The organism is Actinorectispora metalli (assembly GCF_056323685.1).
Genome location: NZ_JBREYE010000002.1, coordinates 1,843,676 through 1,863,016, shown reverse-complemented (window position 1 = coordinate 1,863,016; position 19,341 = coordinate 1,843,676). Strand labels below are relative to the sequence as shown.

The following is a 19,341-nucleotide window of genomic DNA, read 5'->3' as shown; positions in this document are numbered from 1 at the left end:
CCCGTCCTGGCTCGGGGAAAGGTGGGGTTAGCACCACCATGAACTCGGGGAACAGCCGGATGGTTACCGCCGCGGCCGCTCCTTACGGTTAGCGCATGATCTCCACGAAAGGCGAACGGCACCGAAGCCCGGTCGCCGTCGTGCTGCTGGCGCCGGTGTCGCCCGCGGCATGGCGGGCCACCGCGCACGTGGTCGCAGGGTTTCCGATCGCCATCGCAGGCTTCATCTTCGTGGTGACCTTCCTGGCGCTGTCCGTCGGGTTGGCGCCGCTGGTGTTCCCCGGACTGGCCTTCCTGGTCCTGCTGCTCGCCACCACTAGAGGCCTCACGGCGCTGCACCGCTCCCGCTTCGCGGGCTGCCTCGACGCGGTCATCCCGCCGATCCCACGTCCCAAGCCCCGGCGCATCAGGACTGAAGCCACCGCCGCGAGCACCTGGCGCCAGATCGCCTACCACCTGCTCGCCCTGCCACTGGCCGCTATCGGCTTCTCGCTGGTCGTGGCGTTCTGGTCCGGCGCGCTGGTCGGCCTGATGTACCTGGTCCTCGGCTGGAATCTGCCCGAGAGCGCCGTGGGTGGCTGGCGGCCCGACAACATCGAGGTCGTCACCGGTCTGCTCATCGCCTCGGTGTTCCTGCTGTTCACCGCGCCTTGGGTGGCTCGCGGCGTCGCCGCTGCCGACCTGTCCGCGGCGCAGGCGCTGCTTGGCCCCAGCGACCGCCAACAGCTGATCCAACGCGTCGAAACGCTCACCGAAAGCCGGGCGGGCGTGGTTGACGCGGCCGACGCCGAACGCAGGCGCATCGAACGCGACCTGCACGACGGGGCGCAGCAGCGGCTGGTGGCGCTGGCCATGAACCTCGGCATCGCCAGGGAAACCCTGCACGACCTGCCCGAAGGTGGCAAGGACGCCATCGAGCAGGCGCACGAGGAGGCCAAGCAGGCGCTGGCCGAACTGCGCGATTTGGTGCGTGGCCTGCACCCCGCGGTGCTCAACGACCGCGGTCTGGACGCCGCGCTCTCCGGCATCACCGCCCGCTCCCCGGTGCCGGTGCGGCTGCGGGTCGAGCTGGCCACCCGGCCGTCCCCGACCATCGAGGCCATCGCCTACTTCGTGGTGGCCGAAGCATTGGCCAACGTCGCCAAACACGCCTCGGCGAGCCAGGCCGAGGTGACGGTGACCAGGGACAACGGCACGCTGCACATCCTGGTCGCCGACAACGGCCGCGGCGGCGCCCGCCTCGACGGCGGCACCGGGCTGCACGGCCTCGCCCAGCGGGTGTCCTCAGTGGACGGAACCCTGCGCATCGACAGTCCCGCCGTTGGCGGAACCCGGATCATCGTGGAGTTGCCATGCGAGTCGTGATCGCCGAGGACTCGGTCCTGCTGCGCGAGGGCCTGGTCCGACTGCTCGGTGCGGCAGGCATCGAGGTCGTGGAGGCCGTCGCCGACGCCGAGCAGCTGCTCCGCGCCGTCGAGCGGCACCAACCGGACCTGGTCGTCGCCGACGTCCGGATGCCGCCCACCCACACCGACGAAGGGCTGCGGGCCGCGTTGGTGCTGAGGCGGCAGTGGCCCGGGGTGGCGGTGCTGGTGCTGTCCCAATACGTCGAGGAGCGCTACGCCTCCGAACTGCTCGCCGCCGAGACCAGCAAGGTCGGCTACCTGCTCAAGGACCGCGTCGCCGATGTCGCGCAGTTCCTGGACGCGCTGCGCAGGGTCGCCGCGGGAGGCACCGCGCTGGACCCCGAGGTGGTGTCGCAGCTTCTGCTGCGGGGCCGCAACAACCCGCTGGAACGCCTCACCCCGCGGGAGCGGGAGGTGCTCGGTCTGATGGCCGAGGGCCGCTCCAACGCAGGCATCGCGGGCGCGCTGGTGATCACCGAGAGCGCCGTCGGCAAACACGTCAACAACATCTTCAGCAAGCTCGAACTTCCGCAGGCGGAGAACGACCACCGCAGAGTGCTCGCGGTCCTGCGGTTTCTCAAGGGATAGAGGGGAATCGCATGTCGGAGAAGCGAACCGGCTGGCTGATCGTGGGGGTGGGGGTGGCGCTGCTGCTGATCGTGTCGGGCGGCTTCACGCTGTGGAACCTGATCGGCTACGAGGAGCGCACCGAAACGCAGGAACACACGTTCCAGCAGGGCGTCACCAAGGTGAACGTCGACATGGACGCCGCCGACGTGGTGGTGCGCCCGGGAACCGAGGGCCAGGTGCGGGTGCAGCGGCTGCTCCAGTGGTCGCAGACCAAGCCCGTGATCACCGAGACCTGGAGCGGTGAGACGCTGCGGGTGGATTCGCACTGCCCGCGGCGCTTCGCCTGGGGCCGCTGCGAGGTGCGGTACACGATCGAGGTGCCGGTCGGCATCGACCTGGTGCTGCACACCGACGCGGGTGATGTGGACGTGCGCGATATGCGTGGTCCCGTGACGGTGTCCACCGACGCCGGTGATGTGCTCCTGTCGGGTCTGAAGACGCAGCGAGTCCAAGCGGAGTCGCAGGCGGGCGACATCGACCTGCGCGGTATCGAGGCCGAGGTCAAGGCCATCACGGATTCGGGCCGGATCACCGTGCGCGACCTGCGCGCGACCGTCGCCGATGTGCAGACCCAGGCCGGTGATGTGCAGTTGTCGTTCGCGGTGACGCCACAGCAGGTGAAGGCCCGCACCGATGCGGGCAGCGTGGAGGTCACCGTGCCCGGCCAGGACGAGTACCGGGTCAGCGGCGCGAGCGACGCGGGGGAGCGGGACGTGACGGTCCGCCAGTCACCGCAGGCAGACCGCGTGATGCAGGTCGACACCCAGGCGGGCGATGTGCGGATTCGATACGCGGGCTGACGAGCAGGGGAGCGCGGGCCGGGCTGATGGGGGTCAGCCCGGCCCTTCTCGTGCTGCGGCGGCCGGTGAGGTGCCTTTCAATGCTGGGAAGGCTCGACCAAGGAGGTCGCCATGGACATCCTGGTTCTCATCGGCCGCATCCTGTTCGCGGGGATCTTCGCGGCATCAGCGCTGGGTCATTTCACCTCGACGGCGGCGATCGCCGCATACGCCCAGTCCAAAGGTGTGCCCTCGGCCAGGCTGATGGTGCTCGGCAGCGGGGCGGTTCAGGCGTTGGGCGCGTTGCTGGTGTCGCTCGGCATCTGGCCCGACGTCGGTGCGCTGCTGCTGTTCCTGTTCTTGGTTCCCACGGCGTTCGTGATGCACCCGTTCTGGAAGGAGACCGACCCGGCGGTCAGACAGAACGAGTCGACCCAGTTCTTCAAAGACCTGTCCCTGGCCGGAGCCGCCCTCGCCTTGTTCGGCTTCTTCGGGGGCACCGACGTCGGCCTGACCATCACCGGCTCGCTGTTCGCCCTGTAGTTTTTGCCATTCGCGTGTCGGTCCCGGACCGAATCCCCGGTGGGCCTAGGCTTCGAACGGGTGTTCGCGATCTTTGGGAGGGTGCGTGCGGGTGCTGGGAGTCGACCCCGGGCTGACCCGGTGCGGGTTGGGCGTGGTCGATGGCGGTGTGGGGCGCAGTGCCACCTGCGTCGCCGTCGGTGTCCTGCGCACCCCCGCCGACGCCGCGCTCGCCGACCGGCTGCTCGCCGTGTCCAACGGCATCGAGGAATGGCTTGAGGAGCACAAGCCCGATGTCGTCGCGGTGGAACGGGTCTTCAGCCAGCACAACGTGCGCACCGTGATGGGCACCGCGCAGGCCTCCGGCATCGCGGCGCTTGCCGCGGTCAAACGCGGGCTGCCCGTCGCGTTTCACACCCCCAGCGAGGTCAAGGCCGCTGTGACCGGCTCGGGACGTGCCGACAAGGCGCAGATCACAGCCATGATCACCCGGCTGCTGGGGCTCGCCGAGGCGCCCAAGCCCGCCGACGCGGCGGATGCGCTCGCGCTCGCCGTGTGCCACTTGTGGCGCGCGCCGATGATGTCGCGGCTCGCCGAGGCCGAAGCGCGGGCCAAGGAACTCGCCGCCAAGCACCGTGCGAGGCTGGCGTCGGCCGCGAAGGCGAAGCAGGCCACCATGGCCAAGGCGAAAGGGGCGCTGAAGTGATCTCCTCGGTGCGCGGGCCCGTTCTCGCCGTCAGCCTCGACCACGCCGTGGTGGAGGTCGGCGGCGTCGGTCTCGCCGTGCACGCCACCCCCGCGACGCTGGCCACACTGCGCCGCGGCGAGGAAGCCGTGCTGGCCACCGCGCTCGTCGTCCGCGAGGACTCGCTCACCCTGTACGGCTTCGCCGACGCCGAGGCGCGCGAGCTGTTCGGGCTGCTCCAGACCGTTTCCGGGGTCGGACCGCGGCTGGCGATGGCCACCCTCGCGGTGCTCGACCCCGACCAGTTGCGTACGGCCGTCACCGACAACAACATCGCGATGCTCACCCAGGTGCCCGGCATCGGCAAGAAGGGCGCCGAGCGGCTGATCATCGAACTCCGCGACAAGATCGGCAAGGCGCTGGCAAGCTCCAACGGGCACGCCGCCGCCACCCCGGTCCGGGACCAGGTGGTGGAGGCGTTGCAGGGCCTCGGGTTCCCCACCCGCCAGGCCGAGCAGGCCGTCGACGCCGTGCTTGCCGCCGACGGCAACGCCGACACCTCCGCGGTGTTGCGCAAGGCGCTGACCACCCTGGGGCGTAAGCGGTGACCGAGGACGAGACGCTCTCGCCGCTCGCCGCTCCGACCGACCGGGAGGACGAGTCCACGCTGCGGCCCCGCGACCTCACCGAATTCATCGGTCAGGCCAGGGTCCGCGAGCAGCTTGAACTGGTGCTGGAAGGCGCCAAGCGACGCGGCACCCCGCCCGACCACGTGCTGCTGTCCGGGCCGCCCGGCCTCGGCAAGACCAGCCTCTCCATGATCATCGCGGCCGAGTTGAACGCGGCCATCCGCGTCACCTCGGGGCCTGCGCTGGAACGGGCGGGCGACCTCGCGGCGATGCTGTCGAACCTGGTCGAGGGCGATGTGCTGTTCATCGACGAGATCCACCGCATCGCGCGGCCCGCCGAGGAGATGCTGTACCTCGCGATGGAGGACTTCCGGGTCGACGTGGTGGTCGGCAAGGGCCCCGGCGCGACCAGCATCCCGCTGGACATCGCACCGTTCACGCTGGTCGGGGCGACCACGCGGTCGGGATCGCTGACCGGCCCGCTGCGGGACCGGTTCGGCTTCACCGCGCATATGGAGTTCTACGCGCCGGAGGAACTGGAGCGGGTGCTGCGACGGTCGGCCAACATCCTCGGCGTCGACCTTCGCGACGACGGCGCAGTGGAGATCGCCCGCCGCTCGCGGGGCACGCCCCGCATCGCGAACCGCCTGCTGCGCAGGGTCCGCGACTACGCGGAGGTGCGGGCCGACGGCGCGGTCACCCTCGACGTCGCCAAGGCTGCCCTGGCCGTTTACGACGTGGACGAGATGGGCCTGGACCGGCTGGACCGCGCGGTCCTCGGCGCACTGGTGCGTTCCTTCGGCGGCGGTCCGGTCGGGGTGTCCACGCTGGCCGTCGCGGTGGGGGAGGAGCCCACCACCGTCGAAGAGGTCTGCGAGCCATACCTGGTCCGCGCCGGGATGCTGGCCCGCACCCCCCGCGGCCGCGTCGCCACCGCCGCCGCCTGGCAACACCTCGGCCTACCGGCCCCGGCCCAAGCCCCCGGCGACGGCACGCCCACCCTGTTCGACGAGTAACCGGAAGCCACCCCGCAGCAAGGCCACACGGATTTCCGCGGACCTACCTTGGCTTCCACAACGCCCAACCGACTCCCGAAATGGCCCTGCCATGATCGGCCGCGCGGCGGCAGCGAAATAACCAAAAGTGTTGCGTGCCTCGAGGCTCCGCTCTCCCAGGGCCGCATGATGACGCCCCAGGCGATCATGATGTCGCCCTAGGGGCGCATGACGACGCCCTGAGGAGCATTTCGGACCCAGGCGCCCCGATTTCCAGCATAGAACGTGGGACTGACAGTTCCTTGAACGTGAAGGCTGGCCGCTGCGTGACTGGCAAGTGCGGTGATCGGCTGCGGTGAGTGGTGGCAGTGAGGATTGTGCGCCGCGCCCGAGCTAGCGAGTGAAGTGCGCATGTAGGGCGACGAGTTCGGCATCCTGATCGAGAATTCCTCGGACACCCCGATGGTCGCGGCCATGGTCGACCGGATTCAGCAGACCCTGTTCGAGCCGCCGGTCTTCATCTCCGAGCACGATGTGGCCACCACCGCCGGCATCGGCGTGGTGAAGTCTCACCCGCAGCGCAACGACCGCTGCCTTCAACGACCGCTGCACCACGCAACTCCGCCGCCACAAGTCCTCACTGCCACTAACGGCCGCCGCCAGTCACCACAGCGGGCAATCACCAAGGCCCAAGAACTACAGCGGCCAATCACCAAGCCTGAGAACTGTCAGTCCCTGGCCCTATGCTGGAAATCGGGGGCGCTTCAGTTCGAAATCCTCCCCAGGACGACATCATGCGCCCCTAGGGCGACATCATGACCTCTTGCGGCGTCATCATGCGGCCCTGGGAGAGCGGAGCCTCAAGAGCCGCAACACTTTTGGTTCATTTCGCGTCCGTTGTGCGACGCGATCGCCGGCGAGGCAGACCACTCGCCGCCGCCGTTGGTCGTCACCGCAGGCTGTGGCCAGTCATCGCAGGTGCTGCTTTCTGGGCGAATGGCGGGGAGCGGGCTGCTACTCGTGGGTAACCGGTTGTGGGTGGTGGGGTGGGCGGGGTGAGTGGTATGCCGCCGGGGTGGTGGGAATCGCGCCTGGCAGACTTGCCGGGGAATTGAACGTCACCGAGGGCGTTACCGCGCCCGCGATCGGAGCACCGTGAACCTCTCCAACCTCATTCTGCCGCTGCTCCTGCTGCTGTTCGTGCTGCCGCTGTTCCTGGGTATGCGTCGTCAGCGCAAGGCCATGGCCGAGATGCAGAAGCTTCAGGGCTCGCTGGCGCCCGGCGACCGGGTGCTGACCACGAGCGGGCTGCAGGCCACCGTGGCGAGCATCGACGCCGAGGACACCATCGACCTGGAGATCGCGCCCGGCGTTGTCACCACGTGGGTGCGGGCCGCGGTGCGCGAGAAGATCAACCCGGTCGCGGCCGAGGAGAGCAACGAGGACGACCGGACGGACGACGAGGTCGCTCCCGAGTCGACCGCGCAGGTCGCGGCGCCGCTCGAGGACAAGAAGAGCGTGCAGTAAGCCCTACCCGAAACACACACCGGACGGGGTACGCTGCGCCCCCGCCCGCATAATTTCCCGGGGCCACCCTGCACCGGCCCGCGGCGCGAACAGACCTGAATCAGCGTGAGGGGATCGACCTACCGTGGCACCACCAGTAGGGCACATCCGGCCAGGGCGATACCTGGCGGTCTTCGTGCTTATCGTGGCATTCCTGTACGCACTGGTGTTCTTCACCGGCGGCGGAAAGCCGACCCCCAAACTGGGCATCGACCTTCAGGGCGGTACGCGGGTCACGCTGACCGCGACCTCCCCTGACGGCAAGGTCCCGTCGCAGGAGCAACTCCGCCAGGCCAAGGCCATCATCGAGCAGCGCGTCAACGGCCTCGGTGTCACCAACGCCGAGGTGGTGCAGGACGGCACCAACCTGATCATCACGGTCCCCGGTCAGGAAGGCGACCAGGCCAAGAGCCTGGGCAGCACCGCCGAGCTGAACTTCCGGGCCGTGGTCAACAGCGCGCAGGCGCCGGTCGGCGGCGAGGAGCCCACTCAGCCCACGCCGTCGAACCCGGCGCCCAGCGGCAGCCAGACGCCGAGCGCCAACCCGCCGTCGGCGGGTAGCCCGAGTCCCTCGCCGCAGGGCCGCCCGGTGCCCGCGCAGCAGCCGACCGGCACCACGGCGCCCACCGGCAGTGCCACGCCGTCGGCGACCCCGACGACCACCCCGGCCGCGCCTTCCGGTGTCTTCGACCCGAAGAAGGTCGAGGAGATCAAGAAGCTGCGGGAGATCCGGCAGAATCCCGCCCTGGAGACCGATCCTCAGCTGCAGCAGGCCATTCTCAGCGCGTTCAAGTGCGAGGAGAAGGACCCGCTGAAGGGCTTCGACGACCCGGCCCTGCCACTGGTCACCTGCGGCAAGAAGGAAAAGACCAAGGACGGCGAGGAGATCCAGGAGAAGTTCGTCCTGGGCCCGGTGTTCATCAAGGGCGAGCTGATCGACGACGCCAGCGCGGGCATCCCGCAGGGCGCGGTCGGCTACGTGATCAACCTGAGCTTCAAGAGCGAGGGAAGCAAGATCTGGGGTGACTTCACCACCAAGAACGTCGGCAAGCGCGCCGCGTTCGTGCTGGACACCGAGGTCGTCTCCGCGCCGAGCATCAACGAGCCGATCATCGGCGGCAACACCCAGATCAGCGGCCAGTTCACGCAGAAGGACGCCAACGAGCTCGCCAACGTGCTGAAGTACGGCGCGCTGCCGCTGCGCTTCGAGTCCTCCAACGCCGAGACGGTGTCCGCGACGCTGGGCCTGGCCTCGCTGGAGGCGGGCCTGATCGCGGGCGGCATCGGCCTGATCCTCGTGGTCATCTACTGCATGTTCTACTACCGCGCGCTCGGCCTGCTGACGGTGCTCTCGCTGCTGCTGTCCGGTGTCGTGGTCTACGCGGTGCTGGTGCTGCTCGGTCGTTGGATCGGCTTCACCCTCGACCTCGCCGGTATCGCGGGCTTCATCATCGCGATCGGTATCACCGCGGACTCGTTCATCATCTTCTTCGAACGAATAAAGGACGAGATGCGCGAGGGCCGGACGTACCGGTCCGCGGTGCCGAGGGCCTGGGTCCGCGCCCGGCGCACCATCCTGTCCGCGGACGCGGTCAGCTTCCTGGCCTCCGCGGTGCTCTACGTGCTCGCCGTCGGCCAGGTGAAGGGCTTCGCGTTCACCCTCGGCATGTCCACCGTGCTGGACCTCGTGGTGGTGTTCCTGGTGACCCACCCGCTGGTCGTCGTCGCGTCGAAGTCCAAGCTGCTCAGCAACCCGAGCATCTCCGGCTTCGGCTCCATCCAGCGGTACGCCGCGGCCCACCGCAAGGCCGCCGCGGCCCCCGCGTCCACCGCATCCTCGGAGGCGTGACCATGGCTGACCTGACCGCCACCGGCGACCGGTTCGACGCCTCGGTGCGCAAGGAGCGCCTGTTCACCAGGCTCTACACCGGTACCGGCGCCTTCGACGTCATCGGCAAGCGCAAGCGCTGGTACATCCTGCTGGCCATCGCCGTGCTGATCTGCCTCGGCACGATCACGTTCAAGGGCTTCAACTACGGCATCGACTTCATCGGCGGCACCACCGTGCAGATGTCGGCGACCGGAGCCAACGGCCCGATCTCCGTCGAACAGGCCAAGGACGTCTACCACCAGGCACTGCCCGGCAAGGGCGACCCGACCGTGCAGGCGGTGGGCACCGGGGCCTCGCAGAGCATCGTGATCAAGTCCGAGACGCTGAACCAGGGCGAGGTGTTCCAGCTCAAGGACGCCCTGTCCAAGCAGACCCAGCCGCAGACCAACGGGCAGCCCGCCCAGATCAGCGACAGCGCGGTCAGCGCGAGCTGGGGTGGGGAGATCACCGACAAGGCGCTCATCGCGCTGATCGTGTTCCTGATCCTGGTGACGCTGTTCCTCGCGCTGTACTTCGAGAAATGGATGGCGGTCTCCGCGCTCGCCGCGCTGGTGTTCGACATCCTGCTCACCGCGGGTGTCTACTCGCTGGTCGGCTTCGAGGTCACGCCCGCCACCGTGATCGGTCTGCTCACGATCCTTGGTTTCTCCCTCTACGACACGGTGGTGGTGTTCGACAAGGTCAAGGAGAACACCCGCGGTCTGCTCGGCCTGACCCGCCGCACCTACGGCGAGGCGGCCAACCTCGCGTTGAACCAGACCCTGATGCGCTCGATCAACACCTCGCTGATCGCGGTGCTGCCGGTGCTGGGTCTGCTGGTGATCGGCGTCGGCCTGCTCGGCGTCGGCACCCTGAAGGACCTCGCGCTGGTGCAGCTCACCGGCATGCTCTCCGGTGCGTTCTCCTCCATCTTCCTGGCCACCCCGCTGCTGGTGGACCTGAAGATGCGCGACCCGCAGTACCAGCAGCAGGCCCAGCGGGTGGCCAACCGCCGCGCGAGCATCGCCCGCAAGGCCTCCGCCGCGCACGCCGGCGACCTGGACACCACCGACGACGAGGCACTGGCCGCCGAACTCCGCCACGAGCGGGCCCTGGCCGCCGCCTCCTCCGTACCGGCCCGCCATCGGCCCACCGACGGGCGCCGCCGCCCGGCAGGCAAGTCCAGCACCCGGCCCTCCGGCAAGCGCCAGCGCTGACCAACCCCGTGAGTGGCAACCGAGGCCAGGCCTCGGTTGCCACTCACGGCTTTTCCACCCGCGGAGGCCACCTCTCGATGACCACCTACGACGAGTTGACCGCCGATCTCCGCCGCGCGCTGGCGCTGGTGCGCGACGTGCCCGATTTCCCACAACCCGGCGTCCTCTTCCGGGACATCGCCCCGATGCTGGCCGACCCCGAGGCCTTCCGCGCCGTCGTCGATGCCATGGCGGATGCGGCCCCGGAATCCGACGTGGTCGCCGCGGTCGAGGCCCGCGGCTTCCTGTTGGGAGCCGCCATCGCCGCCCGGCTGGGCCTGGGCGTGGTGGCCGTCCGCAAACCCGGCAAGCTCCCCGTCGTCGCCGACCGCGTCGACTACGCCCTCGAATACGGCACCGCGAGCCTCGAACTCGCGGCGGGCGTCCTCCGCCCCGCCCAACGCGTCCTGGTTGTCGACGACGTCCTGGCGACCGGCGGCACCGTCACCGCCGCCTGCGAGCTGATCACCCGAGCAGGCGCCCACGTCAGCGGCGTCGCCATCCTCATCGACATCACCGCACTGGCCCCCGTCCGCCCCGCCGCCATGCCCGAGGTCCAGGCGCTCTTCCAGCTCTGATCCCGCACTTGGCGTCCAAGGTTCGACTTAATGCCCTAGGTCTGCGGATGACGCCGCTATGGCCGGACTTGGGACACCAAGTCTGGATTGGTCGGGGATGGCGGGGGTCAAGAGCCAGGAGCGGTGGTGCGGGTCGCTGCGGAGGGCCCATTCGGTGGGGAGGCGGCGTTGCACGGCGGCGGCGCGCTGGGCTTCCCAGCCGTGGAACAGACCGTAGGTGAAGCCGTTCTCGCTGTGCAGGTGGGCGCGTTCGCCCAGGGCCAGCAGCGCACGGCGGACCACCACGCTGTCCTGGTGGGTGCCCAGCAGGCGCTGTAGGGAGCGAAGCTGCTTGCGCAGCCCGCGGGCAGGCTTGCCGTGCACGGGGATGGCCAGTTCGGTCGCGTCCATCACCGCCTTGGTGGCGATCCGGACCCGGTGCAGGGCCTCGTCGGCGTCGGTGCCGTCCCCGGACAGCAGGGACACCGCGGTCTCCAGGTCGCGGTAGCGGGCGTCGACGCACCCGGGCAGGACCTCCGCGGCCGGTCGGCAGCCGAGTTCGGTGGCGGGCGGCTCGGTGAGCAGGGCGGACAGGTCGAGCAGCATCGTCCGGCAGCGTTCGCTGTCCAGCACGAGCAGCAGCTGGGCGCGGGCCTTGGCGTGCTCGCGGCCGAAGTACCACTCCACCCGCGTCCGCACCGGGCCGAGCACCAGATCCCGCGAGGCCCGCTCCAGCAGCGCAGACAGGCGGGCGTGCTGGACCTCCACGTCCCGCGCGGTGCCCAGCGCCCAGTTCAGCCTGCTCAGCGATTCCACCAGCGGCTGCCGCGGGCCAAGCACGCCCGAAAACGTCTCCAGCGTGTTCCGGACCCGGCGCACCCGGTGCCGCAGCCTGCGCACCGCGCCCGGCTCGTCGTCGCGGGCCCGGCCCAACTGGTCACCGATCAGTGAGTGCTGCCGTTGTACATACGCGAGGACGGCGTCCAGCGCCGTTTGCGGCTTCGCAGGCATGGAATCGGTCCTACCACGACAGGTGTGACGCGTGATACCACCGACAAGAGGACACCCTGCCCGCTCACCTGCTGTGATAGCGGAGTTATCCTCAACGGTCTCGGGAGGCGAGCGTCATTCCGGTTGGCGAGGCATCCTGGGGAAAAGGGCACGTCCCGGCCCTCGGGAACCCCGAAATCGGCCCTGTGGAGTGTGCGGTGAGCGAACTGGAGTCCGTACCCGCGTCAGCGCAGGAGGTGCCGCCTTCCATGCGGCAACCGTCCGCGACCCGGCGCGTGCGGGCTCGGCTCGCCCGACGCATCACAGCGCAGCGGCCCGCGCTGGTCAAGCAGGTGCTTGAACCCCTGGCGGCGGTGCACCGCGAATTGCACCCGAAGGCCGATCTGGGACTACTGCAACGGGCCTACGACGTCGCCGAGGAGAAGCACCGCGACCAACGCCGCAAGTCCGGCGACCCCTACATCACCCACCCGCTCGCCGTGGCCACCATCCTGGGCGAGCTGGGCATGGACACCACCACGCTGGTCGCCGCGCTCCTGCACGACACCGTGGAGGACACCGACTACTCGCTCGAGCTGCTCGAAGACGACTTCGGCGAAGAGGTGGGCCACCTCGTCGACGGGGTGACCAAGCTGGACAAGGTGCAGCTTGGCGCAGCCGCCGAGGCCGAGACCATCCGCAAGATGATCATCGCGATGGCTCGCGACCCCCGGGTGCTGGTCATCAAGCTGGCCGACCGCCTGCACAACATGCGCACCATGCGGTTCCTGCCGCCGGAGAAACAGGCCCGCAAGGCCCGCGAGACGCTGGAGGTGCTGGCGCCGCTGGCCCACCGGCTGGGCATGGCCACCGTCAAATGGGAGCTGGAGGACCTCGCCTTCGCGATCCTCCAACCCAAGAAATACGACGAGATCGTTCGGCTGGTGGCCAACCGCGCACCCTCCCGCGACATCTACCTGGGCGGCGTGATCTCCGAGATCGCCGAGCACCTGGAGAACGCCAGGATCAAGGCGCGGGTCGAGGGCAGGCCCAAGCACTACTACTCGATCCACCAGAAGATGATCGTCCGCGGCCGCGACTTCGACGACATCCACGACCTGGTCGGCGTGCGCATCCTGGTGGACGAGGTCCGCGACTGCTACGCCGCGATGGGCGTGGTGCACGCGCTGTGGCAGCCGATGCCAGGCCGGTTCAAGGACTACATCGCCCAGCCCCGCTTCGGCGTCTACCAGTCGCTGCACACCACCGTGATCGGCCCGGACGGCAAGCCGCTCGAGGTGCAGATCCGCACCCACGAGATGCACCGCACCGCCGAGTACGGCATCGCGGCGCACTGGCGGTACAAGGAGACCCGCGGCACCCACGGCGGCCACCACGCCGGGAAGTCGTTCGAGGTCGACGAGATGGCCTGGATGCGCCAGCTTCTGGACTGGCAGCGGGAGGCCGCCGACCCAGGCGAGTTCCTGGAGTCGCTGCGCTACGACCTGGCCGCCCGCGAGATCTTCGTGTTCACCCCCAAGGGCGATGTGATCAACCTGCCCACCGGCTCCACCCCGGTGGACTTCGCCTACGCGGTGCACACCGAGGTCGGCCACCGATGTATCGGCGCGCGGGTCAACGGCCGCCTGGTCGCGTTGGAACGCAAGCTGGAAAACGGTGAGGTCGTCGAGATCTTCACCTCCAAGGCCGAGGGCGCAGGCCCCAGCCGCGACTGGCTCCAGTTCGCCGCATCGCCCAGGGCCAGGGCCAAGATCAAGCAGTGGTTCGCCAAGGAGCGCCGGGACGAGGCGATCGACGCGGGCAAGGAGGCCATCGCCAAGGAAGTCCGCAGGGTCGGCCTGCCGATGCAGCGGCTGGTCTCCGCGGACTCCATGGCGGCGCTGTCCCGTGAGCTGCGGTACCCCGACGTCAGCACCCTGTACGCGGCGGTGGGGGAGACCCACATCTCCGCCCGCCACGTGGTGCAGCGCCTGGTCGCCCAGCTTGGCGGCGTCGAGCACGCCGAGGACGAACTCGCCGAGCGCTCCACTCCTTCCACCGTGCAGCGCCGCCGCGCGATCGGGGACGCGGGCGTGGTGGTCAAGGGCGCCACCGATGTGCTGGTCAAGCTCGCCCGCTGCTGCACACCGGTGCCCGGCGACGACATCCTGGGCTTCGTCACCCGCGGTGGCGGGGTGAGCGTGCACCGCACCGACTGCACCAACGCCGACGAGTTGCGCACCACCCCGGAGCGGCTGCTGGAGGTCGAGTGGGCGCCGTCGGCCTCCTCGGTGTTCCTGGTCGCCATCCAGGTGGAGGCGCTGGACCGGCACCGGCTGCTCTCCGACGTCACCAAGGTGCTGGCCGATGAGAAGGTCAACATCCTGTCCGCGTCGGTGACCACCTCACGGGACCGGGTGGCGGTGAGCCGTTTCTCCTTCGAGATGGGCGACACCAAGCACCTCGGTCACCTGTTGCGCACCGTGCGCAATGTCGAGGGCGTTTACGACGTCTACCGCGTCACCTCGTCCTGAGCAGCACGTCCCTCGCTGCGTCCTGCCGTTCGACCAGCGCCCCGGGCCTGGGTGCGTAGTGCGGCGAGCCGGGAGCGGACGCCGTGACCTGGTGAGTTCGCGGCGCCACCCCGGACTCAAGCTCGCGAACGGCGGGCACCACCGCCGAGGTCTGCGAGACCGCGTCCATCACGGTGGCGCGCAGCTTTCTGCGCTCGGTGTGCTTGGTGAAGTAGTTGGTCGCGACGGCACCGATCAGCCCGCCGCCGGTCGTGTAGGCCGGTTCCACCAACCCAGGCGTGGAAACCGCCCTGCCAAGGAAGGCGGAGTGCGAGGATCAGCGGTAGTCGTCCTCATCGCCGGGAACGGCGCGGCGCTGCTCATCGGCGTCCGCGGGGTCGACCTCGAGCTGTTCGGTCGGCGGGTTGTCCTGCGCCTCGTCCAACGCCGCCCGCTGTTCCGCGAGGTCGGCGGGGTCGGCATCCTCCGGGAGCGCGAACGCGTCCGCTCGGAGTACGTGGTGCCTGGTTGACTCGTTGATGGCCATCATCCCTTCTTCCGCCGATCCGGAACCGAATTGTCACCAGCCGGTGCCCGACCTGCCATCCGAAACCCTTTCCAGGTATACCGCTGAGACAGCCCCGATATGCCTGGGCTTTGTGGACAACCTGCACCACCCGGCTGTGCGCCAGGCATGGGACGCGCCGCCGTCGTCGTAATGCCCGCGGCGTTCGGACCCATGGGGGCGCACTACCGTCAGCTAGTCGGTTTTACCCGATCGGCGCTGGTCGCCCTGGCGTAGGCGTCGCGAGGATCGTGAACCGGGAGGTATCGGAGCCGTCATGGTCGTCGAAGGATTGGATCATGCGTTAACCATGGGCAGGGACCCGCTCGCTTTGGCGCGGCTGCGCAGGGCGGGCCGTGCCGGGAGCTTCCGACGAGGGGACTTCCTGCTGACCGAGGGCACCGCGAGCGAGGAGGTGCTGCTGATCGCGGCGGGCACGGTCAAGATCGTGCTGACCAACCGCGTCGGCGCCGAGCTCATCGCGGACCTGTGCGGGCCGGGCGACCTGATCGGCGAATTGGGTGTGCTCAGCGACAAGCCGCGCAGCGCCTCCGCCATCGCACTGACCTCGGGCAGCGTGGTGCATATCGCCAGGGACCGATTCCTCTGCCTGCTCGATGACGACCGGGATCTCGCGCGGTATGTTCTGGACATCGTGCAGCACCGGCTGCGCACCGCCGACCAGCAGCGGTTGGACCGCCTCGGGCAGGACACCCTGACCAGGGTGGGTGGGCAGCTGTGCCGCTGGGCGCGCCGTTATGGCACGTTCACACCGGAGGGTGTCGTGATCAGCGGCATCACGCAGAAGGAACTCGCACAGGTCGTCGCCGCCTCGGAGAAGACGGTGGACGGCGCGCTCAAGCAACTGCGTTCGGCCGGACTGCTGCGCACCGGCCGCGCGCGTTTCGTCATCCCCGACCTCGCGCGGCTTGAACGGCGATTCACCGAGGAACTCTCGGATTGAGCTTTACCGTCCGGTATCCCGCGAATCAGGGAGAGCACCCCCCGAATCCGGACGAAACTGCTAAGCCGGGGGAGTGGAAGCAAGATCATCATGCTGATTCAGGGGGAGGTTCGTTGATCCTCGTACCGGAACACCGCGCCGTCATCGGCCTGGACATGATCAAGTCCGCGGGTACACCCGGCCACCAATTGGTCGCCCTCTCGGAAGCGTTCTACGACCTGGTGTGGGGAGCGCTGCGGGAGTTCGAACTCAAGCCCGACCCCAATGTCCCCGACCAGCACACCGGTGACGGCATGCTGCTGGCGTTCGCGGGCACCCACCTCGGCAGGCTCGTCGACATGACGACCGTGCTGGACGGCAGGATCGCCGGGTACAACCGGCACAGCAAGCCCGAGGTGCGATTACGGGTGGCGATCCACGTCGCGCCGCTGCCCGACGGCATCGGCTACCACCGCGCCAACATCGAAAACGCCCGGCTGCTCAACGCCGACAAGTTCCGCGCCCTGCTGGAGCGGTGTGCGCAGGACCGCCCGGACGGCTCATTCAGCTCCGGGCTCATCCTGTCCGACCACGCCTATCGCGCCGTGTTCGGCGGCGCGTACACCAGGCTGATCGGACAGCAGGAGTTCTGCGGCGTGCTGATCGAGCACAAGGAGTACCGCTCGATCGCCTGGGTCAGGGTGCCCGGCTTCGACCAGAACCGGCTGGCGGATTTCGCCGAAACCACCGAGGAAGCCGCACCACCGCCTGAGCCCGCGCCCGCGGCGGGCAGCGTCAGCAACTATGTGGCCGGGGACCTGCACGGGGTGCAGGCCGGCACCATTCACGGCGATATCACCCTGCACGGAATTCGCCGATGACGGCGGCGGATGCCGGTGCGACACCGGCGTCCCCCGCCCCACCACGCGACACCGAGGCCGAGACCACGCTGGGCCTGCTCCCGCCCGAAGACGGCGGCCGCACCGCCAACAGCACCCTCGGGGACAACCACGGCGTGCAGAGCGGCACGATCAACGGTGACATCACCTTCAACTCGCTGCTGCCGCCACCGCTGATCGACCGCCGCGTCGCCGACTTCGAACTGGCCGAGGTCGCCGGGAAGTTCGTCGCGCCAGGCGGTTTCGACGCGGCCGTGCACAAGCTCGCCGACCAGCGCATCGTCATCCTCTACGGCAAAGGCGCGGGCCGGGTGTTCGCGGGCATCCGGCTGCTGCGCGACCACCGGCCCGCGAACCTGGTGCACCTCAACCCGAACCGCCCGCTGGACAGCATCGACGGCGCCGAACTCGAACCGGCGCACGGCTATCTCTGGGAATGCCCGCACCCCGCGCCCCGGCTGGCCTTCGGCGACCGCGAGTTCTCCGGCATCCACAAGCTGATTCAGGAGATCGGCGCGCTGCTCGTGCTGATCGTCGAGGACCGCACCCAGGTGCCATCGCACCAACTGCGGCACAGCGCCCCGTTGTCCCCGCCGGACCCGGTGGAGGTGGCGGCCGCGACGATCCGCTACCGCAGACACGATGCCGCGGAGGAACCGCTGCGGGTACTCAAGACCGCCCTGAACGGATGCCTGTCCGCCGGTGACTCCCCGCGCCGCGCCGACCACGCCGGTCAACTCGCGATCGATGTGGCCGACACCCGCTGCACGGAGGAGGCGGCGCGGTCGGAGTTGGGCACCGACATCGCGGTGGCGGTGGCCGAGTGGTTCACCAGACAGCGGCGCACCACCATCGAGTACGCGTTGGCGGTGGCCATCGCGGTGTTCGAGAACCGCCCCTACGACGTGGTGTGCGACGCCGCGATCGTGTTGGAGGAGGCCATCCGGACCGCGGAATTGCCGCCGGACAAGGAGTTGCGGCCGCGCAGGCTGTTCGACGCCTCGCGGGAGGAACTGCTGGGCAGGGTCGGCGCCCGCTGCGACACCCGCGAGCACGCGGCGTACCCGGGACTGGTCATCGAGACGGTGCGTTTCACCAGGTCGGAGTGGGCCGCCGCGGTGATCCGCTACGTGTGGCGGGAGTACGACATCGCCCGCGACCTGGTCCTGTCCTGGCTGATCCACCCCGGCCTCGCGGGCCGCTACACCACCGACGCGGCGCTGGCGATCTGCTCGCTCGTGCAGGCGGTGCCGCGCACCCGGCCGCTGAAGGACCTGCTGCCGCTGGCCGAGCACGTGAGCTGGCACCGCAGGGAGTTGGCGGCGGAGGCACTGCGCAGGCTCGCCGAGAAGGACGCCTACCGGCCGCTGATCACCCGGCAGGTGGACCGCTGGCTGGACGGCACCTCGGCCTACGCCAAGAGCACCGCTGTGCTGTTCCAGTCCCGCGGCTACGGCCAGGACGAGTTGGGGGAGGTGCTGGACCGGCTGGAGTCCGCCGCGACCAGCGAGCGCACCGTGGTGCAGGAGAGCGTGGTGCTCGCGGTGCTGGGGCTGACCTCCACCAAGGGCAACCGGGTGCCGGTGCTGCGCAGGCTGCATGCCTGGAGCCACTGCCGCTGCTCGGACGACGACGACCGCCGCCGACGCGGCGTGGCGCTGGCCTGCGCAATGTGGATCCTGGGGGTGCGCGACCTGGCGTATGCGCAGATCGCCGCCGTGGACGCCGAATGCGGCGCGCTGGTCGCCTGCCTGCTGCGTCAGATGCTGCAGGACGTCCGGCTGGGCACGGAGGTGATCGAGGGGCTCTACGGCGCCGCGCGGCGGGCCGAGCCCGACAGCAGGCAGGCCAAATTCCTGACGCACCTGTTCACCGAGGTGATCCCCCGACCCGACCTGCTGCGCGCGGATCTGCGGGAGCGCTACTTCAAGCTGGGCGGCCGCATCGACTACATCATCGACAAGGCCTGCTCGCTGGTCAGCTGAGCTCGTCGGCGAGGAGGTCCATCAGCAGGCCGTCCTCCCAGACACCCTCGTCGTTGCAGGAGTACTGGCGCATCACGCCGACCGGCTTGAAGCCGACCTTCTCGTAGCAGCGGATCGCCGCCTTGTTGGTGGCCACCGGGTCGATGGTGAGGCGGTGGTGCTCCAGGTCCTCGACCAGCCACCGGGCCACCGTGCGCACCGCGTCGGTGCCGAAGCCCTTGCTGTGGAACTCCGGGTCGATGAACAGGTCGATCCCGGCGTGCCGGTAGTCGGGATCCTCGTTCTCCCACCACTGGATCATGCCGATGACATGGTCATCCACCATGATCGCGAAATGCTTGTCGGCGTCCTCGACCAGATCGGCCTCCGGATCGTCCCAATGCCAGTCGACCAACTCGGGCTTGGCCAGGATCTCCTCGAAGAGATCAAGATCGTCCACGGACGCGGGACGCAGGACAACGGATTCGCCGTGAAGCAGCAGCACGAGATCAGCTTTGCACGCGTGCCCCGCGTGCCCGCGCGCAGGGTTGGCTTCACCGGGTCGATCTTCCG

The 19,341-nt window shown here is 69.2% G+C and carries 20 protein-coding genes; 15 read left to right on the top strand and 5 right to left on the bottom strand.

The features are described from left to right. The first annotated feature begins 95 nt into the window (after positions 1-95). The 7 genes from ACU6XJ_RS29000 (at position 96) to ruvB (ending at position 5,666) form a co-directional block, all read left to right on the top strand. Positions 96-1,364 (top strand): sensor histidine kinase, encoded by a 1,269-nt coding sequence (locus ACU6XJ_RS29000; RefSeq protein WP_476318505.1) that lies wholly within the window; start codon positions 96-98, stop codon positions 1,362-1,364. Beyond that, complete coding sequence (locus tag ACU6XJ_RS28995) at positions 1,352-1,993, top strand: response regulator (protein WP_476318503.1); 642 nt, start codon at positions 1,352-1,354, stop codon at positions 1,991-1,993. Before ACU6XJ_RS29000 ends, ACU6XJ_RS28995 begins: the two co-directional genes overlap by 13 nt. 11 nt (positions 1,994-2,004) lie before the next feature. Next, the gene (locus ACU6XJ_RS28990; RefSeq protein ID WP_476318501.1) at positions 2,005-2,835 is read left to right on the top strand and encodes a DUF4097 family beta strand repeat-containing protein; all 831 of its coding nucleotides are present in this window, start codon (positions 2,005-2,007) and stop codon (positions 2,833-2,835) included. Positions 2,836-2,946: 111 nt separating this feature from the next. Next, positions 2,947-3,357 carry a DoxX family protein gene (locus tag ACU6XJ_RS28985; protein WP_476318499.1) on the top strand — a complete coding sequence of 137 codons (411 nt, stop codon included), beginning with the start codon at positions 2,947-2,949 and terminating at the stop codon, positions 3,355-3,357. An 85-nt stretch (positions 3,358-3,442) separates the two neighbouring features. Next, positions 3,443-4,042 (top strand): crossover junction endodeoxyribonuclease RuvC, encoded by a 600-nt coding sequence (gene ruvC / locus ACU6XJ_RS28980; protein ID WP_476318497.1) that lies wholly within the window; start codon positions 3,443-3,445, stop codon positions 4,040-4,042. Next, positions 4,039-4,629 carry a Holliday junction branch migration protein RuvA gene (gene ruvA / locus ACU6XJ_RS28975; protein ID WP_476318495.1) on the top strand — a complete coding sequence of 197 codons (591 nt, stop codon included), beginning with the start codon at positions 4,039-4,041 and terminating at the stop codon, positions 4,627-4,629. Before ruvC ends, ruvA begins: the two co-directional genes overlap by 4 nt. Further along, the gene (gene ruvB, locus ACU6XJ_RS28970; protein ID WP_476318493.1) at positions 4,626-5,666 is read left to right on the top strand and encodes a Holliday junction branch migration DNA helicase RuvB; all 1,041 of its coding nucleotides are present in this window, start codon (positions 4,626-4,628) and stop codon (positions 5,664-5,666) included. The genes ruvA and ruvB overlap by 4 nt, the downstream gene beginning before the upstream one ends. Positions 5,667-6,038: 372 nt before the next feature. Here the strand turns inward: ruvB and ACU6XJ_RS28965 are convergent, their stop codons facing one another. Beyond that, the gene (locus ACU6XJ_RS28965) at positions 6,039-6,257 is read right to left on the bottom strand and encodes a hypothetical protein (RefSeq protein ID WP_476318491.1); all 219 of its coding nucleotides are present in this window, start codon (positions 6,255-6,257) and stop codon (positions 6,039-6,041) included. Positions 6,258-6,866: 609 nt separating this feature from the next. Here ACU6XJ_RS28965 and yajC point away from each other — a divergent pair. From yajC to ACU6XJ_RS28945, 4 genes are all read left to right on the top strand, one after another. Next, positions 6,867-7,172 (top strand): preprotein translocase subunit YajC, encoded by a 306-nt coding sequence (gene yajC, locus ACU6XJ_RS28960; protein ID WP_476318699.1) that lies wholly within the window; start codon positions 6,867-6,869, stop codon positions 7,170-7,172. A 124-nt stretch (positions 7,173-7,296) separates the two neighbouring features. Then, on the top strand, positions 7,297-9,060 hold the full coding sequence (gene secD / locus ACU6XJ_RS28955; RefSeq protein WP_476318489.1) for a protein translocase subunit SecD: 1,764 nt from the start codon (positions 7,297-7,299) through the stop codon (positions 9,058-9,060). A gap of 2 nt (positions 9,061-9,062) precedes the next feature. Next, on the top strand, positions 9,063-10,298 hold the full coding sequence (gene secF, locus ACU6XJ_RS28950; protein ID WP_476318697.1) for a protein translocase subunit SecF: 1,236 nt from the start codon (positions 9,063-9,065) through the stop codon (positions 10,296-10,298). A 77-nt stretch (positions 10,299-10,375) separates the two neighbouring features. After that, positions 10,376-10,915, top strand: a complete 540-nt coding sequence (locus tag ACU6XJ_RS28945; protein ID WP_476318487.1) for an adenine phosphoribosyltransferase — start codon at positions 10,376-10,378, stop codon at positions 10,913-10,915. A gap of 27 nt (positions 10,916-10,942) precedes the next feature. Here the strand turns inward: ACU6XJ_RS28945 and ACU6XJ_RS28940 are convergent, their stop codons facing one another. Then, positions 10,943-11,905, bottom strand: coding sequence for a CHAD domain-containing protein (locus tag ACU6XJ_RS28940; RefSeq protein WP_476318485.1), 963 nt, complete (start codon positions 11,903-11,905; stop codon positions 10,943-10,945). 248 nt (positions 11,906-12,153) lie between these two features. On the opposite strand from ACU6XJ_RS28940, the gene ACU6XJ_RS28935 reads away from it, so the two are divergent. After that, a complete protein-coding gene (locus tag ACU6XJ_RS28935) occupies positions 12,154-14,418 on the top strand; it encodes a RelA/SpoT family protein (protein WP_476318695.1) in 2,265 nt (754 codons plus the stop codon). Here ACU6XJ_RS28935 and ACU6XJ_RS28930 read toward each other — a convergent pair. Beyond that, positions 14,405-14,686, bottom strand: coding sequence for a hypothetical protein (locus ACU6XJ_RS28930; protein ID WP_476318483.1), 282 nt, complete (start codon positions 14,684-14,686; stop codon positions 14,405-14,407). The two genes, ACU6XJ_RS28935 and ACU6XJ_RS28930, sit on opposite strands and share 14 nt — an antisense overlap. Positions 14,687-14,734: 48 nt before the next feature. Further along, entirely contained in the window at positions 14,735-14,944 is a 210-nt protein-coding gene (locus tag ACU6XJ_RS28925; protein WP_476318482.1) for a hypothetical protein, read from the bottom strand. Positions 14,945-15,272: 328 nt separating this feature from the next. Here ACU6XJ_RS28925 and ACU6XJ_RS28920 point away from each other — a divergent pair, with 328 nt between their 5' ends. From ACU6XJ_RS28920 to ACU6XJ_RS28910, 3 genes are all read left to right on the top strand, one after another. Next, positions 15,273-15,926, top strand: a complete 654-nt coding sequence (locus tag ACU6XJ_RS28920; RefSeq protein ID WP_476318480.1) for a Crp/Fnr family transcriptional regulator — start codon at positions 15,273-15,275, stop codon at positions 15,924-15,926. A 113-nt stretch (positions 15,927-16,039) separates the two neighbouring features. Then, the gene (locus ACU6XJ_RS28915; RefSeq protein WP_476318478.1) at positions 16,040-16,786 is read left to right on the top strand and encodes a hypothetical protein; all 747 of its coding nucleotides are present in this window, start codon (positions 16,040-16,042) and stop codon (positions 16,784-16,786) included. Further along, on the top strand, positions 16,783-18,789 hold the full coding sequence (locus ACU6XJ_RS28910) for a hypothetical protein (RefSeq protein ID WP_476318476.1): 2,007 nt from the start codon (positions 16,783-16,785) through the stop codon (positions 18,787-18,789). Before ACU6XJ_RS28915 ends, ACU6XJ_RS28910 begins: the two co-directional genes overlap by 4 nt. Here ACU6XJ_RS28910 and ACU6XJ_RS28905 read toward each other — a convergent pair. Further along, a complete protein-coding gene (locus ACU6XJ_RS28905; protein WP_476318693.1) occupies positions 18,782-19,270 on the bottom strand; it encodes a GNAT family N-acetyltransferase in 489 nt (162 codons plus the stop codon). The two genes, ACU6XJ_RS28910 and ACU6XJ_RS28905, sit on opposite strands and share 8 nt — an antisense overlap. Positions 19,271-19,341: the final 71 nt, after the last annotated feature.

Coding starts and splice junctions, on each gene's coding strand:
- yajC (WP_476318699.1), top strand. CDS start 6,867: ATGCGTCGTCAGCGCAAGGCCATGGCCGAGATGCAGAAGCTTCAGGGC.
- ACU6XJ_RS28935 (WP_476318695.1), top strand. CDS start 12,154: ATGCGGCAACCGTCCGCGACCCGGCGCGTGCGGGCTCGGCTCGCCCGA.
- ACU6XJ_RS29000 (WP_476318505.1), top strand. CDS start 96: ATGATCTCCACGAAAGGCGAACGGCACCGAAGCCCGGTCGCCGTCGTG.
- ACU6XJ_RS28995 (WP_476318503.1), top strand. CDS start 1,352: ATGCGAGTCGTGATCGCCGAGGACTCGGTCCTGCTGCGCGAGGGCCTG.
- secF (WP_476318697.1), top strand. CDS start 9,063: ATGGCTGACCTGACCGCCACCGGCGACCGGTTCGACGCCTCGGTGCGC.
- ACU6XJ_RS28920 (WP_476318480.1), top strand. CDS start 15,273: ATGGGCAGGGACCCGCTCGCTTTGGCGCGGCTGCGCAGGGCGGGCCGT.
- ACU6XJ_RS28985 (WP_476318499.1), top strand. CDS start 2,947: ATGGACATCCTGGTTCTCATCGGCCGCATCCTGTTCGCGGGGATCTTC.
- ACU6XJ_RS28910 (WP_476318476.1), top strand. CDS start 16,783: ATGACGGCGGCGGATGCCGGTGCGACACCGGCGTCCCCCGCCCCACCA.
- ACU6XJ_RS28925 (WP_476318482.1), bottom strand. CDS start 14,944: ATGGCCATCAACGAGTCAACCAGGCACCACGTACTCCGAGCGGACGCG.
- ACU6XJ_RS28990 (WP_476318501.1), top strand. CDS start 2,005: ATGTCGGAGAAGCGAACCGGCTGGCTGATCGTGGGGGTGGGGGTGGCG.
- ACU6XJ_RS28945 (WP_476318487.1), top strand. CDS start 10,376: ATGACCACCTACGACGAGTTGACCGCCGATCTCCGCCGCGCGCTGGCG.
- ACU6XJ_RS28940 (WP_476318485.1), bottom strand. CDS start 11,905: ATGCCTGCGAAGCCGCAAACGGCGCTGGACGCCGTCCTCGCGTATGTA.